The sequence below is a fragment of the Streptomyces sp. NPDC059989 genome, assembly GCF_042736975.1.
Lineage (GTDB): Bacteria > Actinomycetota > Actinomycetes > Streptomycetales > Streptomycetaceae > Streptomyces.
The window spans coordinates 184,573-200,083 of record NZ_JBHWUO010000005.1; the positions used below are offsets into that span (position 1 = coordinate 184,573).

Consider the following 15,511-nt stretch of genomic DNA (forward strand, 5'->3'; position numbering starts at 1 on the left):
GTCTGGGGGAGGGTGAATGTGGCCTGATCGACTTCAGACATGAGGAAGCCGGGGAGACGGGGGCGGACCCGTCTCCCCGGCTTCGGCCTTTACTGGAGTCCGGTGTGGATCGCGTTCGCGAGCTCACCGTTCGTGGTGTCGCCGCTGAACTCCCAGAAGAAGGCTCCCTTGAGGCCCTGCTGCTTGGCCCAGGTCATCTTCCCGGCGATGGTGGCGGGGGTGTCGTAGCTCCACCAGTTGCTGCCGCACTTGGCGTAGGCGGTGCCGGCCACGGTGCCGGTGGCCGGGCAGCTGTTCTTGAGGACCTTGTAGTCCTCGATGCCCTGCTCGTAGGTGCCCTGCGCGGGTCCGGTGGCGGTGCCGCCCGGGGCGGCCTGGGTGACTCCGGTCCAGCCGCGGCCGTAGAAGCCGATGCCGAGGTTGAGCTTGGAGCCGGGGATGCCCTTGCCCTTGAGCTTGGTGATGGCGGCCTCGGAGTTGAAGCCGGCGATCGGGATGCCCGCGTACGAGGTGAGGGGGGAGTGCGGGGCGGTCGGGCCCTTGGCGTCCCAGGCGCCGAAGAAGTCGTACGTCATGACGTTGTAGAAGTCGGCGTACTGGGCGGCGCCCGCGTAGTCGGCGAGGTCGAGCTTGCCGCCGTTGGAGCCGTCCGCGGAGATCGCGGCGGTGACCAGGTTGGAGCCGCCGAACTTGGTGCGCAGCGCCGACATCAGGTTCTTGAACGCGGCGGCGCCGCTGGTGTCGCAGGACAGGCCGCAGGCGTTCGGGTACTCCCAGTCGATGTCGATGCCGTCGAAGACGTCCGCCCAGCGGGGGTCCTCGACCAGGTTGTAGCAGGACTGGGCGAAGGCGGCCGGGTTGGCCGCGGCCTGGCCGAAGCCGCCGGACCAGGTCCAGCCGCCGAAGGACCAGAGGATCTTGATGTTCGGGTACTTGGCCTTGAGCTTGCGCAGCTGGTTGAAGTTGCCGCGCAGCGGCTGGTCCCAGGTGTCGGCGACGCCGTCGACGCTCTGGTCGGCGGTGTAGGCCTTGTCGTAGTCGGCGTAGGCGTCACCGATGGTGCACGCGCCGTTCTGGACGTTGCCGAAGGCGTAGTTGATGTGGGTGATCTTCGCGGCGGAGCCGGAGGTGACCAGGTTCTTCACGTGGTAGTTGCGCCCGTAGACGCCCCACTCGGTGAAGTAGCCGAGCTTGACCTTGCCGCCCGGGTCCGGGGGCACGGTGCCGCCGGTCGTGGTGAACGAGACGTGGGCGGAGGACGCGCCGGTCTGGTCGGCGGTGTCGCGCGCGACGACGTTGTACGTGTACGTCGTGCCCTTGGTCAGGCCGGAGTCGGCGTAGCTCGTGCCCGTGACGGTCGCGATCTTGGCGCCGCCGCGGTAGACGTCGTAGTTCTTGATGCCCTTGTCGTCGGTGGCCGCCGACCAGCTCAGGGTCAAGCCGGTGTCCGTGATGCCGCCGGCTGTGGGGGCGCCGGGGGCGGAGGGCGGGTTGTCACCGGGCTGGGTGGTGCCGTCGCAGGAGCCGCCGTTGACCTTGCAACCGCTGGGGGCGCCGGAGCCGGCGCCGTTGAAGCCGAAGCTGATGGAGGCACCGGGGGAGAGGGTGCCGTTCCAGCCGACGTTCTTGCCGGTCCAGTGGGTGCCCGAGCTGGTGACGGTGGCGTCCCAGGCCGAGGTGACGGTGGTGCCGGCCGGGTAGTCCCACTCCACGGTCCAGCTGGTGAGGGTGGTGGTGCCGGTGTTCTTCACCGTCCACTTGCCCTCGAAGCCGGTGCCCCAGTCGGAGACCTTGGTGTACGTCGCGGTCGCGGAAGCGGCGGCCTGCGCGGGGCCGGCCAGCGCGACCAGCCCGGTGACGGGGACGGCGAGGGCTGCCACGACCGCCGCGACCCGCGTGAAGAACCGGGAGCGCCGGGTGCGCCCGGTACGGGGTGGGGATGCTGTGCTCAAGGGTGCTCCTCCGTAGGTCCGCGGCAGTCGTGGGGCCGACTGCCGCATGGGGGTGGGACCTGCGCCGCCCGTGAGCACGCTTGTCATGGCACGCTCACCACAGTGTTGCGGTGAGATTAGAAAGGTCTGGACCAACCGTCAAGAGGTCCAGACCGGTAGCCTCCGGTGGCCGCTAGATCCCCAACTCCTGGGCCAGTACGGCTGCTTGGACGCGGCTGCGGAGCTCCAGTTTGCCCAGGAGACGGCTGACGTGCGTCTTCACCGTCGCCTCCGCCATGTCCAGGCGCACGGCGATCTCCGCGTTCGACAGCCCCTCGCCCAGGCAGGACAGGACCTCGCGCTCGCGGCGCGTCAGCGTCTCCAGGGCCGGCGGGGCGGCCGGTCTGGCCGGCTTCGCCGGAGCCGCGAACTCGGCGATCAGCCGCCGGGTCACCGCCGGGGCGATCAGGCCCTCCCCGCGCGCGACCGTCCGTACCGCCTCGATCAGCTCCGCCGCCTCCGCGTTCTTCAGGAGGAAGCCCGCGGCCCCCGCCCGCAGCGCCCCGAACACGTACTCGTCGAGGTCGAAGGTGGTCAGCACGAGGACGTCGGCCAGGCCCTCCGCCACCACCTGGCGGGTCGCGGACACCCCGTCGAGCCTCGGCATCTGCACGTCCATGAGGACGAGATCCGGCCGCAGCTCCCGGGCCAGGCGCACCGCCTCCTCCCCGTCGCCCGCCTCGCCCGCCACCTCGATGTCGCCCGCGCTGCGCAGGATGAGCACCAGCCCGGCCCGTACCGCGCTCTGGTCCTCCGCCACCACGACCCTGATGGTCACGCCTCCACCGCCTTCTCTTCCGCGGGCAGGGTCGCCCGCACCCGCCACTCCCGGCCGGACCGGCCCGCCGTGAACTCCCCGCCCAGCAGCTCCGCCCGTTCCCGCATGCCGATCAGCCCGGACCCGGAGCCGGGGGCCCGCGGGCCGGGGCCTTCCCCGTACGGGGAGTCCACCGCGACGGTCAGCTGCCCGTCGACCCGGGCCACGCGGACCGTGACCGTGCCCGCCGCCGCGTGCTTGAGGGCATTGGTCAGCGACTCCTGCAGGATCCGGTACGCGGCCAGCTCCACCGGGGCCGGCACCCGTTCCCCGGACGGCCGGTCGTCGTGCAGTACGAACTCCAGCCCGCTCGCCGAGCCGTTCGTACGGGCCTGGCCGAGCAGGGCCTCCAGACCGTCGAGCGAGGGCACGGCCACGGGCTCCTGCTCCGCGCCGGCGTCCCGCAGCAGCCCGATCAGCCGGCGCATCTCGGCCAGGCCCTGGACGCTGTTCTCGCGGATCACCCCGAGCGCCTCGCGGCTGGTGTCGGCCCGGTCGATGGAGAGCGCGGCCGTGGAGTGGATGGCGATGGCGGAGAGGTGGTTGGCCACCATGTCGTGCAGCTCCCGGGCCATCCGGGCGCGCTCGGCGGCGACGGCCTGGCTGCGGTCCATTTCGGCCAGCAGCGCGGTCTGCTCGGCGCGCAGCCGGGCGGCCACGGCGGCCTCGCGGTGGTTGCGCAGGGTGGCGCCGGTCAGGGCCGGGGCGAAACTGACCAGGCCGGTGACCACGCCGATCAGCAGGGCCTCCGGGGTGCGCAGCCACGCCAGGAAGCCGATGGTGACGGCCACGGTGATCAGGCCGGTGCTGACCGGGAGCCGCCGGGCCGTGGAGGGTTTCCCGTAGACGACGGCCGCGTACATCAGGTCGGTGAAGATCAGGACCGTGGTGAGGCTGCCGACCGTGAACTCGTTGGCGACCACCCCCAGGGTGCCCACGGCCAGGGCCGCCGCCGGCCTGGAGCGGCGCAGCAGCTCCATCGCGCTGAGGACCACGAGGGGGACCAGGGCGGCCCATTCGGGCAGGAGGTGCCGGTTCGAGCTGCTGTAGATGCCCAGCGACCACATCACCAGGCCCGCGAGGAGGCCGATCACGGCCAGGAGCACGTCGTGGCGGTGGGGGCGCAGGCTCTTCTTGGTCACGGGTCCCATCCAACAGGGTGTGCGGGGCGCCGACCTCGGCGGAGAGGCCGAGTTCCCGGTACATCGAAGGATGCAGTCGCACGTCGTCAACGGTGACGACGCATCGGGCCCGGCCGGACGGGAGTCTGGGAGTACCCGGACGGAAGCCGGGAGTACGTCGCCCCCCTGAGCGGAACGGAGAGTCCCGTGATCGTCGCGCTGATCATCGCCTGTGAGGTCGGCTTCTGGGTGCTTCTGGCCCTCGGCCTGGCCCTGCGCTACCTCGCGAAGAAGCCCCGGCTGGGCGCGGCGGTCCTGCTGTGCGAGCCCCTGATGGAGCTCGTCCTGCTGGTGGTCACCACGCTCGACCTCAAGAACGGCGCCGCGCCGGACTGGAAGCACGGTCTCGCCGCCCTGTACATCGGCTACACCGTCGCCTACGGGCACTACACGATCAAGTGGCTCGACGGCCACGTCGCGCACCGGCTGGCCGGGGGGCCCAAGCCGGCCGGCCCCGGCTACGGGAAGGCGCGGGCCGTCCACGAGTGGAAGCTGTGGATCCGTACCGTCGTCGCCGCGGCCGTCGCCCTCGGCCTGCTCCAGACGGCGATCTGGTACGTCGGCGACGCGGGCGACGTCAGCTCGCTCGAGGCGTGGCAGCTCGGCGCCCTGCGGGCGGTCGGCATCCACGCCCTGATCGCCGCGACCTACACGATCTGGCCGAAGAAGGCCCCGGCGGGCGCCGAAGAGCCGCCCGCGCTCGCGAAGACGGAGCGCTAGCGCTCGCCGCCCGGCACCCACAGCACGTCCCCGACCTCCTTGTTGGCCGTACGCGCCAAGATGAACAGGAGGTCGGAGAGGCGGTTCAGGTAGGTCGCCGTCAGCGGGTTCATCACCTCGCCGTGCACCTCCAGCGCCGCCCACGTGGAGCGCTCGGCACGCCGCACCACGGTGCAGGCCTGGTGGAGGAGGGCCGCGCCGGGGGTGCCGCCGGGGAGGATGAAGCTGCGCAGCTTCTCCAGCTCCTCGTTGAAGGCGTCGCAGTCCGCCTCCAGCTTGTCCACGTAGAACTGCTCCACGCGCAGCGGCGGGTACTGGGGGTCCTCGACCACCGGGGTGCACAGGTCCGCGCCCACGTCGAACAGGTCGTTCTGCACCCGGACCAGGACCTTCACGACCTCCGACGGCAGCCCGCCGAGCGCGATCGCCGTCCCGATGGCCGCGTTGGCCTCGTTGGCGTCGGCGTACGCGGAGATCCGCAGGTCGGTCTTGGCCGTGCGGCTCATGTCGCCGAGGGCGGTCGTGCCCTGGTCGCCGGTCCGGGTGTAGATGCGCGTGAGGTTCACCATGCCGCCAGGGTAGTGCGCGCCCAACTGCGAGGCCCTCGGGGACCGGTGGGCCGTCCCGGTGTGATGTCCGTCATCTGAGACGTGACGCGTGTTACTTCGCGGTCACACCGCACCCCTCGGGCGCTAGTCTCCGCCGGAGAGGCCGCATGACCGGGCCGAATCGGGACTGGCCGTTTGAAGTGTGAAGAACGTGGGGTGTGAAGTGGCTGGGAAGCTCGCCGTCATCGGTGCCGGACTGATGGGGTCCGGAATCGCTCAGGTCTCCGCTCAGGCGGGCTGGGACGTCGTACTGAGGGACGTCACCGATGCCGCGCTGACCCGTGGCACGGACGGGATCAAGGCCTCGTACGACAAGTTCGTCTCCAAGGGCAAGATGACGGCCGAGGACGCCGAGGCCGCGCTCGCCCGCATCACGACGACCACCGACCTCGACGCCGTCGCCGACGTGGACATCGTGGTCGAGGCCGTCTTCGAGAAGATCGAGATCAAGCACGAGATCTTCCGCGCCCTCGACAAGATCGTCCGTGAGGACGCGATCCTCGCCTCCAACACCTCCGCCATCCCGATCACCAAGATCGCGGCCGCGACGGAGCGCCCGGAGCGGGTCGTCGGCGCGCACTTCTTCTCGCCCGTCCCGATGATGCAGCTCTGCGAGCTCGTGCGCGGCTACAAGACGAGCGACGAAACCCTCGCCACCACCCGCGCGTTCGCCGAGTCCGTCGGCAAGACCTGCATCGTCGTCAACCGCGACGTCGCCGGCTTCGTGACGACCCGTCTGATCTCCGCCCTCGTCGTCGAGGCCGCAAAGCTCTACGAATCGGGCGTGGCCTCCGCCGAGGACATCGACATCGCGTGCAAGCTGGGCTTCGGGCACGCGATGGGCCCGCTGGCCACGGCGGACCTCACGGGCGTCGACATCCTGCTGCACGCCACCAGCAACATCTACACCGAATCCCAGGACGAGAAGTTCGCGCCGCCGGAGCTCATGCGCCGGATGGTCGACGCGGGCGACATCGGCCGCAAGAGCGGACAGGGCTTCTACAAGCACTGAGGCCGCACCGGGCCGGACCACTGAGCACCACCGTTCGAATGCCATCACCCCACGGGGTGAATTAGGTATCGGTTCGCTCACGGTCGGCAACTTCCCTGCCCGCGCGGCAGTCAGTTGCAGTGAGAGTTGCCGACCACGGACCAGTCGGACCATACGTACGCAGTACTGCCGGGAGTACACATGCACATCAGGGGCGACCACGCCGAACTCGCTGTCGGGGGCCGCCTCGACGTGCGCAGCGCGGCGGACGCCCGTACGGCCCTCCACACCGCCCTCGACGACGGCCACGGCGACCTCGTGCTCGACCTCACCGGGCTCGACTCCTGGGACGCGACCGGCCTCGGCGTGATCATGGGCGCGCACCGGAGGGCCGGCCGGACCGGACGGCGGCTCGTCCTGCGCGGGGTGCCCCCGCAGATGCAGCGGCTGCTCGTCGCCACCCGGCTGCACCGGATCCTCGCGATCGAGGGCGGCCTGGAGGCGGAGTCCCTGCCCCGGGTGTGAACGTAGCGTTCCGTTTTCCTGCGGAAACGTAACGGTCCGGTGGTGATGGCCACCCTGCGGTTCCGGCGCGCCCGGCCACGGTCTAGGGTTCGGGCGGAAAACCGGACCAGTAGCGATAGCGGCGTGCGAAGGCCGGGCGGTACGACGGCGAGGCGCACGGCCCGCGATCGGGGGACTTGGTCATGGACCGAACACAGGGGCAGACCCACCCGGAGGAACAGTCCGGGGCCGCCGGGAACCCTGCCGTGGCACCCGCACGGATCGTCAGGCTGACCGCGGGCGACTACACCCTCACCGTCAACCCCGTCGACGGCAGCGAGATAGAGCCGGTCCGGCCCGGCACCGCCCCCGGCCGCCCCGCCAAGCGCGACGCGGCCGCCCGCAGCGCCCGGGACGCCGCCGCGCGCCCGCCCGTACTGCCGGGAGCCCCCGCGTCCGCCCCGCCCCTGAGAGCGCGCGAGGAGGAGCGGGAGCGGCTCGTACGGCTGCTGGCCCGAGGCCGGTCCGTCCGGCTGACCGGGCCCGCCGGATCGGGCCGTACCGCTCTCCTCGACGCGGTCGCCGCCCAGTGCGCCGGCCTCGCCCCCGACGGGGTCGTACGGCTCTCCGGCCACGGCCACCAGCAGCCCGGCGAGCTGCTGCACGCCCTGTACGCCACCGTGTACGAGGCCTCGGACCAGCGGCCCGACCGCATCGAACTGCTCTCCCGGGTGCGGGACATCGGCGCCGTCGTCCTCCTCGACGACCTGGAGATGGGCGGGCCCGCCCTCGACGAACTGCTGCGGGCCACCCCCGAGTGCGCCTACCTGCTCGCCGCGACCCCCGAGACGCGGGCCCCTTCCGACGACTCGCACCTGGAGGAGGTCTTCCTCGGCGGACTCGGCAAGGCCGACTGCCTGGAGCTCCTCGAAGCGGGCATCGGACGGCCCCTGACGGACCTGGAGACCGCCTGGGCGGGAGACCTGCGGTTCGCCTCCGAAGGGCTGCCGCTGCGCTTCGTACAGGCCGCCGCGCTGCTGCGGCAGCGCGACGAGCTCAACCACACCGACGCGGACGACGACGATGAGGAGCCCGGCGTCTTCGAGGAGCGCCCGCGCGACGCCGTGGAGGTGCCGCTGCCGACGCTCGCCGAGGGCGCGGCCCCCGCGGAGCTGCTGGCCTCCCGGGTCAGCGAGTCGGCGCGCGCGGCCCTGCGGATCGCCTGCGCGCTGGGCGGGGAGATGCCGCACCACGCGCACCTGCCGGCGCTGGTGGGGGACACCCACGCGGACTCGGCTGTGACGGAACTGCTGGTCTGCGGGCTGTTGACCCCGGTCGGGACCCGCTACCGGCTCGCCGCGGGGGTCGCGCGACAGCTGGAGGAGGTCGGGTACGGGGAGACCGCGGCGGAGGGGGCCCGTACGGCCGCCCGGCACTACGCCTGGTGGACCGGGCACACCTCGGTGACCCCGGACCGGGTCGCGGCGGAGGCGGACGCGGTGCTGGCCGCGCTGGCCGGTGCGGACGTGGTGGCGGCGGTGCTGCTGGCGCGGACGGCGGCTCCGGCGTTCGCCGCCTCGCTGAACTGGGAGGCGTGGGAGCGGGTGCTGCGCTCGGGCGCCGAGGCCGCGCGCAAGGCGGGGGAGGTCGCCGAGCAGGCGTACTTCCACCACGAACTCGGCGTGCTCGCCCTGTGCGAGGGGCGCGTGGACCGGGCGCGGGCCGAGCTGGAGACCTCGATCGGGCTGAAGGGGGCCCTCGCCGACAAGCGGGGCACGGTGGCGGGCCGGCGGGCGCTGGCGCTGGTCGTGGACCGCGAGGCGGCGGGGGTGGCGGCGTCGCCGCCGCTGCGGCTGGAGGCCCCGGCTGCCGCGGCCGCCGCCGCCGCTGCCGTGCCTGCTCTGCCTGCCCCGCCCCCGCCTGCTGTCGGCGCGCCTGCCCTGCCGGCGGGTCCGGAGGCGGTGACGGCGGCGCTTCCGGTGACTCCGGGGGCGGTACCCGGCGGCGTGCCCGCTGTGCCCGGAGTGACCGGCGTGGTGGCCCCCGAGCCCCCGGCGGCGGTGAAGCGGGTGGCTCCCGTGACCCCGGCGGCGGTGAAGCGGGTGGCTCCCGTGACCCCGGTGGCTCCTGTGACCCCGGCACACCCCGTCGTGCCGGTGATCCGGCGTCCGGAGGCTCCCTCGACGCTGTCGGAGGTGTTCGAGGACGCCTTCCCGCTCACCCCGAAGCCGGCCGCGGATCCCGTCCCGGCCCCCCTGCCGTACGCCGGACCGGCCGCGGATTCCGTCCGGCGGCGCCGGATCCTGCTGGCCGGTGCGGGCGCGCTGACGGTGGTGGCACTGGGTACGGTCGTGAGCCTGGCCATGAGCTCCTCGGACACCCCGGCGCCGACGCGGGGCCCGGCGGTGTCCTCGACCCCGACGGGGGCGGCTCCGCCGGTGGTGCCGGGTACGAGCGGGAACGATCCTGCGTCGTCGGCGCCGGCGGATCCGGCCGCGCCGTCGGACCCGGAGGCCGCGGAGCCGGGCACGACCGCCGGCCCCGGTACGACGGCGCCGCCGCGCACCACTCCGTCGCGCAAGCCGTCCCCGACGCCGCCCCCGACCCGGCCGTCGTCGGCGACGCCGACGCCCACGCCGCCGGACCCGGGGACGCCGACGCCTACGCCGACCCCGACCGTTCCGCCGACCCCTACGACTCCGCCCACCGAGACTGCGATACCGCAGTCTCCGACGGCCAGCTAGGGGGTACCGGGGGTGGGGCCCTGCGGGGCTTTCCCCACCCCGCCCCTTCCCGGCAGTACCGATATGCGGCTCCGCCGCGTGGGGGGCTCCGCCCCCAGACCCCCGCGCCTCAAACGCCGGCGAGGCTGGATATATCCAGCCTCGCCGGCGTTTGAGGGCACGGGCGCGGAGCGCCCGTATAGGTCAGAACAGGCGGAGCTTGTCGTCCTCGATGCCGCGCATCGCGTTGTAGTCCAGGACCACGCAGTCCATCCCCCGGTCCGTCGCCAGGACCTTCGCCTGCGGCTTGATCTCCTGGGCCGCGAAGACGCCGCGCACCGGCGCCAGGTGCGGATCCCGGTTCAGCAGCTCCAGGTAGCGGGTCAGCTGCTCGACGCCGTCGATCTCGCCGCGCCGCTTGATCTCCACCGCCACCGTCGCGCCGGAGGCGTCCCGGCACAGGATGTCCACCGGGCCGATCGCCGTCATGTACTCGCGCCGGATCAGCGTGTAGCCCTCGCCCAGCGTTTCGATGCGGTCGGCGAGGAGCTCCTGGAGGTGCGCCTCCACGCCGTCCTTGATGAGCCCGGGGTCGATGCCGAGCTCGTGGGAGGAGTCGTGCAGGACTTCTTCCATCGTGATGATGAGCTTCTCGCCCGCCTTGTTGACGACCGTCCACACACCGGCCTCGTCCCCGCTCCCCTCCTTGAGGGTGCACGGAGGCGACATCCAGTTGAGCGGTTTGTACGCCCGGTCGTCCGCGTGGATCGAGACACTGCCGTCGGCCTTCACGAGGATCAGACGGGGTGCCGAGGGCAGATGGGCGGTGAGCCGGCCCGCGTAGTCGACGGAGCAGCGGGCAATGACGAGACGCATGGTCGGCAACGCTACTCGACGAGAAGGCCTCCACGCGATTCGCCCCTGAAAGCCCCGTTCGCCGATGGCGCGTTGTATGCGCATTCTCCTGGTGCGCCACCCATGGGGCGCCTACCGTGGTGAGCGGGAGGTTGCCAAGCGTGCACTCTGCGTCGCGGCCTCCTTCCCTGCCCGTAAGACTCCGTCCACCCGATCGGACGGGGTCGCGAGAGGAGAACCCATGTCGCTCGACGTCTCACCGGCCCTACTCGAACAGGCCGAGCGAGGCGAGGTCGACGAAGCCGCTTTCGTCGACTGCGTCCGGACCTCCCTGCCCTTCGCATGGGAGATGATCAGCTCGCTGGTGGCCCAGCTGAAGGTGGACGGCGGACAGTTCGCCGACAACCAGACGCCGCCGCCCGACGAGCAGGCGCGCGGGCAGCTGCTGCGCGCGCTCGCGAGTGACGCGATACGCGGTGCGCTGCAGCGGCACTTCGGAGTGCGCCTGGCATTCCAGAACTGTCACCGGGTGGCGGTGTTCCCGCTGGATCCCTCGGTCGACGACCGGCTCGCCAAGTTCACTTCGATCCGCGGCCAGCTGCTCAACCAGTCGCCGGAACTGCGGGACTGCTAGTACGGCCGGTCGGTCTCAGCCGAGGCGGGGCAGGACTTCGGCGCCGAGGCGCCGTACGTTCTCCTCCGTCGCGGCGAGATCGCCGGAGCCCTCCGTCAGGAGGGCGAAGCGCGTGATGCCCGTGCGTTCGGAGGTGGCCGCCAGCCGGTCCGCCGCCAGTCGCGGGGTGCCCACCGGGTGCAGGTCGCAGAGGAGTTCCGTGTAGGCGACGGGGTCGCGCATCGCGCGTACGCGGCCGTCCACGGTGACGTGGGCGTCCAGGCCCTGCTTGAGCCACCCCGGCATCGCCTTCAGCAGCGTCTCGCGGGCGTCCGCCGTGCGGTCCGCCAGCTGGCACACCCCCGCGGATACGTGGCCGGCGCCGGCCACGTACTCCCGGGAGTGGCCCGCGGCCAGCGCCGTCGAGCGCCACAGCGCGACCATCGCGGCCTTGTCCTCGTCCCCGCAGTGCATGCCGAGCAGCATGGGCAGTCCCCGCCGCGCGGCCATCCGTACCGACCCCGGGGAGGTGCAGGCCACGATGACCTCCGGGCCCGTCCCGTCCCCGTCCAGAGCCTCCGACGGCCGCGGTACGACGGCCACCTCGCGGAAGCCGTACCGCTCGCCGGCGGCTCCCACCCGGGCCTCCGTCAGCCAGCGCCGCAGCAGGTCCAGGGCCTCCGGGAAGCCGTTCTCGTACGAGTCCAGGCCGCCCCCGAAGACCTCCAGGTCCACCCACGGCCCGCCGCGTCCCACCCCGAGGGTGAACCGGCCGCCCGAGGTCAGGTGCAGCAGCGCCGCCTGCTCGCCGAGGGCCACCGGGTGCGTGCTCGGCAGCACGCTGACCGCCGTGCCCACCCGCAGCCGCCGGGTCCGGCCCAGCAGCAGGGCCGCCAGGGTCACCGCCGAGGGGCACACCCCGTACGGGACGAAGTGGTGCTCGGCGAGCCAGACCGAGTCGAGCCCGGCCTCCTCGGCCACCTCGGCGGTCCGCACCGCCCGGTGCAGTGCCTCTCCCTGTCCCTGACCCGGGAACTGGGCCGCCAGTACAAACGCTCCTACGCGCATCGCCTTTAGCCTCCTCGCGGCTGACGCGGCCTCCCCCAGGTGGACCGGTTCTTCCTATGGCAACAACGTCTGACACGTGCCAAAGGCACGGGCTGACAGGAAAGTTATTGGGATTGTCGGGCCATTCCTCTTCGCGGAGCCGCCCTTCCCCAACCACCCTGCGGGTACCCGGTCTCGCTGCGCGTAGTCTGGGAGAAAGTCACTGCCGTCCGCCCATCCGTGAGGTATACGTGTCACCGCGCCACAACCGCCCCAGGGGCGGCGAGACTCCGGAAGAACGTCCCGGCACCGGCCTCGACCGCTACGGGCTGGAGCGCACGGAGGAGTACCAGGGCGAGGAGTGGAAGGTCCGGCACGTCGCGGGTGCGAGCGCGGCCGGCAAGCGCTACCGCTGCCCCGGCTGCGATCAGGAGATCCCCTCCGGCACCCCGCACCTGGTGGCCTGGCCGGAGTACGGCGGCGTGGACGACCGGCGCCACTGGCACAAGGCGTGCTGGAACGCGAAGGACCGCCGCACCTCGAAGGTGCAGCGGTCCCGCAACGCTCCCAAGTACTAGCCGCGCCTACACGTCCCGGCGGCCGACCGTCACGTACGAGGCGGCCACCGCGGCGCCCGTGACGAACAGGATGAGCGCCATGTGGGACGTGCCGCTGGGCTGCGCGCCCATGTCGCTGCCGCCCGGCAGGCCGAACAGCTGCATGAGCGCCACCGGCGCGTTGTGCTGGATGACCACCCGCCCGAGGGGCGCGGCCGTCTCCCAGACGCTGAGCATCGCGCCTATCACCGGCGGCAGCGTGACCACGCCCAGCATCACGGCGATCGCCCCGGCCGAATGCCGCAGCAGTGCCCCGATCGCGAGCGCGAGCACGCCGAGCAGGGTGACGTAGAAGCAGCCGAGCAGCGCGCCCAGCCACTCGTGCGCCGCGTGCCGCCCGGCGCCGGTGCCGCCGCGCACGATCGCCGCGGCCACCCCGACCACGAACACCGCCATGGTGGTGGAGAGCAGGGCCGTGACGCTGAAGACGAGGTACTTGGCGGTGAGCACCCGGTACCGGTCGGGGGCGGCGGTGAAGGTGGTCCGCACCAGCCCGGTCGCGTGCTCCGATGTGATGGTCAGGATGCCGAGGACCATCACCGCGAGCTGACCGATCAGCAGGCCGAAGAGCGCGGGCGTGGTGAAGGAGATGTCGACGAACGACTCGTCCCTGCTCTGCGAGACGAAGAGCAGCCCGAAGCCGATGACGGTCAGCACGAGCGCGCCGAGGGTGAACAGGGTCGAGCGGACCGAGACCATCTTGGTCCACTCCGAGGCCAGGGCGTGCCCCAGGTGCGGCCGCGGCGTGGGCAGGGGAGAGGTGTAGCCCTCCGGCTGCTCCGCTGCCGCCTCCGGCGTCGTCCTCGTCGGAGTCATCGGGTTTCCTCGGGGTTGTTCTTGGCGGCGCTCGCGAGCTCGCCGGGGTCGCTGGGCATCAGGAAGGGCCGGCCGCCCGCTTCGGGCGGCGGCGGCGCGTAGAAGCCCGTCTGCGGGACCTCGGGGGCCGCGGGCTCGTCCTCCCAGGCCGGGACGGTGTGCGGTTCGGGCTCCCACAGCTCGGCCCGCGGGTCGTCGGTGGAGGTGTACTCGACGGAGGACTGGGTCATCCGCATGTACGCCTCCTCCAGCGAGGCCCGGTGCGGTGACAGCTCCCACAGCCGTACGCCGGCCTCGTGCGCCAGGTCCGAGATGCGGGGGAGCTCCAGCCCGGTCACGCGCAGTGCTCCGTCGGGCTCCTGGAGGACCCGCCCGCCCGCCTTGGTGAGCGTGGTACCCAGCGCGTCCCGGCCATCGGGATCGGTGTCGGCCGCGCGCACCCGAGCGAATCCGGCCGAATTGTGCGTGATGAACTCCTGGGTGCCCATGTCGGCCAGGAGCCGGCCGCGGCCGATCACGATCAGGTGGTCGGCGGTCAGCGCCATCTCGCTCATCAGGTGCGAGGAGACCAGGACGGTGCGGCCCTCGGCGGCCAGCCGGCGCATCAGATTGCGGACCCAGAGGATGCCCTCGGGGTCCAGCCCGTTGACCGGCTCGTCGAACAGCAGCACCTGGGGGTCGCCGAGCAGGGCGGTGGCGATGCCGAGCCGCTGGCCCATGCCGAGCGAGAAGCCCTTCGTGCGCTGCCGGGCGACGTCCTGGAGGCCGACCACGGCCAGTACCTCGTCCACCCGCTTCTCGGGGATCCCGGAGAGCTGGGCGATGGAGAGCAGGTGCGTGCGGGCCCGGCGGCCGCCGTGCACGGCCTTGGCGTCGAGCAGGGCCCCGACGAGCCGCTGGGCGTTCGGCAGCTCCCGGAAGGGGAGGCCGTTGATCGTGACCCGGCCCGATGTGGGCCGGTCGAGGCCGACGATCATGCGCATGGTGGTGGACTTCCCGGAGCCGTTGGGCCCCAGGAAGCCGGTCACGTGACCCGGCCTGACCTGGAAGGACAGCTGGTCGACGGCGGTCTTGGCGCCGAAGCGCTTGGTCAGGCCGACTGCCTCGATCATCTTTGCTGCCCCTTACCAGGCCGGGACGACTTTCGCCCGCGTAAGGGTTAAGAGGATAACGAGGTTCCTACGGTTCCGTCCCGGGCCGGATCCCTGAGGTACCCCTGAGACCGACCCGGGGATCACCCGTAGTACCTCAGGCGTCCCGCTTCTTCAGGACGAGGTAGCCGCCCAGCACGGCGGCCAGCGTCCACAGGACCATGATCCCGAAGCCGCCCCAGGGACCGTACGGCGAGGTGCCGCTGTCCATGGCGCCGGGGATCACCTGCATGATCTTGGAGCCGGCCTGGTCCGGGAAGTACTGGGCCACCTTGCGGGTGGCGGAGACGGCCCCGAGGATGTTCGAGACCAGGAAGAAGAACGGCATCAGGATGCCGAGCGCCAGGATCGAGCTGCGCAGGATCGTGGCCACGCCCATGGAGAACAGCGCGATCGTGGCCATGTAGAGGCCGGCGCCGATCACCGCGCGCAGCACGTTGTCCTCGTCGATGCCGATGGAGCGGTCGCCCAGGATGGCCTGCCCGAGGAAGAAGGACAGGAAGCTGGTCGCGAGCCCCACGACCAGCGCCAGCCCGGTGGCGACGAGGAGCTTGCCGAAGAGGAAGCTCGCGCGGTTCGGCACGGCGGCCAGCGAGGTGCGGATCATGCCCGAGCTGTACTCGGTGCCGACCACCAGGACACCGAAGACGATCATCGCCAGCTGGCCGAGGCTCATGCCGGCGAAGCTCGCCAGGGTCGGGTCGAAGGTGGCCTGCTGTTCCGCGGGCATGTCCTTGAAGGACGCGTTGAAGAAGGCGCACAGCGCGGCGCTGATGCCGACCGTGACCACCAGGGCGGAGACCAGGGTCCAGGTGGTGGAGGCGACCGTACGGATCTTGGTCCACTCGGACTTGAGGACGGCGGGGAAGGAGGACAT

15 protein-coding genes are annotated in these 15,511 nt (G+C 72.0%); 6 read left to right on the forward strand and 9 right to left on the reverse strand.

The genetic code is table 11. The annotated features are described in order from the left end of the window. Nucleotides 1-89 precede the first annotated feature (89 nt). From ACFWBN_RS06920 to ACFWBN_RS06930, 3 genes are all read right to left on the reverse strand, one after another. On the reverse strand, nt 90-2,000 hold the full coding sequence (locus ACFWBN_RS06920) for a glycosyl hydrolase family 18 protein (RefSeq protein WP_385171890.1): 1,911 nt from the start codon (nt 1,998-2,000) through the stop codon (nt 90-92). A gap of 124 nt (nt 2,001-2,124) precedes the next feature. Beyond that, nucleotides 2,125-2,769, reverse strand: a complete 645-nt coding sequence (locus ACFWBN_RS06925; protein WP_385171705.1) for a response regulator — start codon at nt 2,767-2,769, stop codon at nt 2,125-2,127. Continuing rightward, nucleotides 2,766-3,950 carry a sensor histidine kinase gene (locus ACFWBN_RS06930; protein ID WP_385171708.1) on the reverse strand — a complete coding sequence of 395 codons (1,185 nt, stop codon included), beginning with the start codon at nt 3,948-3,950 and terminating at the stop codon, nt 2,766-2,768. Before ACFWBN_RS06930 ends, ACFWBN_RS06925 begins: the two co-directional genes overlap by 4 nt. A 186-nt stretch (nt 3,951-4,136) precedes the next feature. On the opposite strand from ACFWBN_RS06930, the gene ACFWBN_RS06935 reads away from it, so the two are divergent. After that, nucleotides 4,137-4,709, forward strand: coding sequence for a hypothetical protein (locus ACFWBN_RS06935; RefSeq protein ID WP_385171713.1), 573 nt, complete (start codon nt 4,137-4,139; stop codon nt 4,707-4,709). On the opposite strand, the gene ACFWBN_RS06940 is transcribed toward ACFWBN_RS06935, so the two are convergent. After that, on the reverse strand, nt 4,706-5,278 hold the full coding sequence (locus ACFWBN_RS06940) for a cob(I)yrinic acid a,c-diamide adenosyltransferase (RefSeq protein WP_385171717.1): 573 nt from the start codon (nt 5,276-5,278) through the stop codon (nt 4,706-4,708). The two genes, ACFWBN_RS06935 and ACFWBN_RS06940, sit on opposite strands and share 4 nt — an antisense overlap. 202 nt (nt 5,279-5,480) lie before the next feature. Between ACFWBN_RS06940 and ACFWBN_RS06945 the strand changes: the two genes are divergently transcribed. The 3 genes from ACFWBN_RS06945 to ACFWBN_RS06955 all read left to right on the forward strand — a co-directional run bounded on the left by ACFWBN_RS06945 (nt 5,481) and on the right by ACFWBN_RS06955 (nt 9,556). After that, nucleotides 5,481-6,329 (forward strand): 3-hydroxyacyl-CoA dehydrogenase family protein, encoded by an 849-nt coding sequence (locus tag ACFWBN_RS06945; RefSeq protein WP_327416478.1) that lies wholly within the window; start codon nt 5,481-5,483, stop codon nt 6,327-6,329. Between the two features lie 180 nt (nt 6,330-6,509). Then, nucleotides 6,510-6,833: an STAS domain-containing protein gene (locus ACFWBN_RS06950; protein ID WP_030153791.1), complete on the forward strand. Its 324-nt coding sequence runs from the start codon at nt 6,510-6,512 to the stop codon at nt 6,831-6,833. A 182-nt stretch (nt 6,834-7,015) separates the two neighbouring features. Continuing rightward, complete coding sequence (locus ACFWBN_RS06955) at nt 7,016-9,556, forward strand: ATP-binding protein (RefSeq protein WP_385171722.1); 2,541 nt, start codon at nt 7,016-7,018, stop codon at nt 9,554-9,556. Nucleotides 9,557-9,739: 183 nt separating this feature from the next. Here ACFWBN_RS06955 and nucS read toward each other — a convergent pair whose 3' ends face one another. Next, nucleotides 9,740-10,411, reverse strand: coding sequence for an endonuclease NucS (gene nucS / locus ACFWBN_RS06960; protein WP_376678576.1), 672 nt, complete (start codon nt 10,409-10,411; stop codon nt 9,740-9,742). 220 nt (nt 10,412-10,631) lie between these two features. On the opposite strand from nucS, the gene ACFWBN_RS06965 reads away from it, so the two are divergent. Continuing rightward, on the forward strand, nt 10,632-11,024 hold the full coding sequence (locus ACFWBN_RS06965; RefSeq protein WP_030037139.1) for an SCO5389 family protein: 393 nt from the start codon (nt 10,632-10,634) through the stop codon (nt 11,022-11,024). Between the two features lie 15 nt (nt 11,025-11,039). On the opposite strand, the gene ACFWBN_RS06970 is transcribed toward ACFWBN_RS06965, so the two are convergent. Continuing rightward, nucleotides 11,040-12,071, reverse strand: a complete 1,032-nt coding sequence (locus ACFWBN_RS06970; protein WP_385171726.1) for an LLM class flavin-dependent oxidoreductase — start codon at nt 12,069-12,071, stop codon at nt 11,040-11,042. Between the two features lie 230 nt (nt 12,072-12,301). On the opposite strand from ACFWBN_RS06970, the gene ACFWBN_RS06975 reads away from it, so the two are divergent. Further along, entirely contained in the window at nt 12,302-12,628 is a 327-nt protein-coding gene (locus ACFWBN_RS06975) for an ATP/GTP-binding protein (RefSeq protein ID WP_385171729.1), read from the forward strand. A gap of 6 nt (nt 12,629-12,634) precedes the next feature. Here ACFWBN_RS06975 and ACFWBN_RS06980 read toward each other — a convergent pair whose 3' ends face one another. The 3 genes from ACFWBN_RS06980 to ACFWBN_RS06990 all read right to left on the reverse strand — a co-directional run bounded on the left by ACFWBN_RS06980 (nt 12,635) and on the right by ACFWBN_RS06990 (nt 15,511). Then, on the reverse strand, nt 12,635-13,483 hold the full coding sequence (locus ACFWBN_RS06980) for an ABC transporter permease (RefSeq protein ID WP_385171732.1): 849 nt from the start codon (nt 13,481-13,483) through the stop codon (nt 12,635-12,637). After that, nucleotides 13,480-14,595: an ABC transporter ATP-binding protein gene (locus tag ACFWBN_RS06985; RefSeq protein WP_385171735.1), complete on the reverse strand. Its 1,116-nt coding sequence runs from the start codon at nt 14,593-14,595 to the stop codon at nt 13,480-13,482. Before ACFWBN_RS06985 ends, ACFWBN_RS06980 begins: the two co-directional genes overlap by 4 nt. A 136-nt stretch (nt 14,596-14,731) precedes the next feature. Beyond that, a complete protein-coding gene (locus ACFWBN_RS06990) occupies nt 14,732-15,511 on the reverse strand; it encodes an ABC transporter permease subunit (RefSeq protein WP_385171893.1) in 780 nt (259 codons plus the stop codon).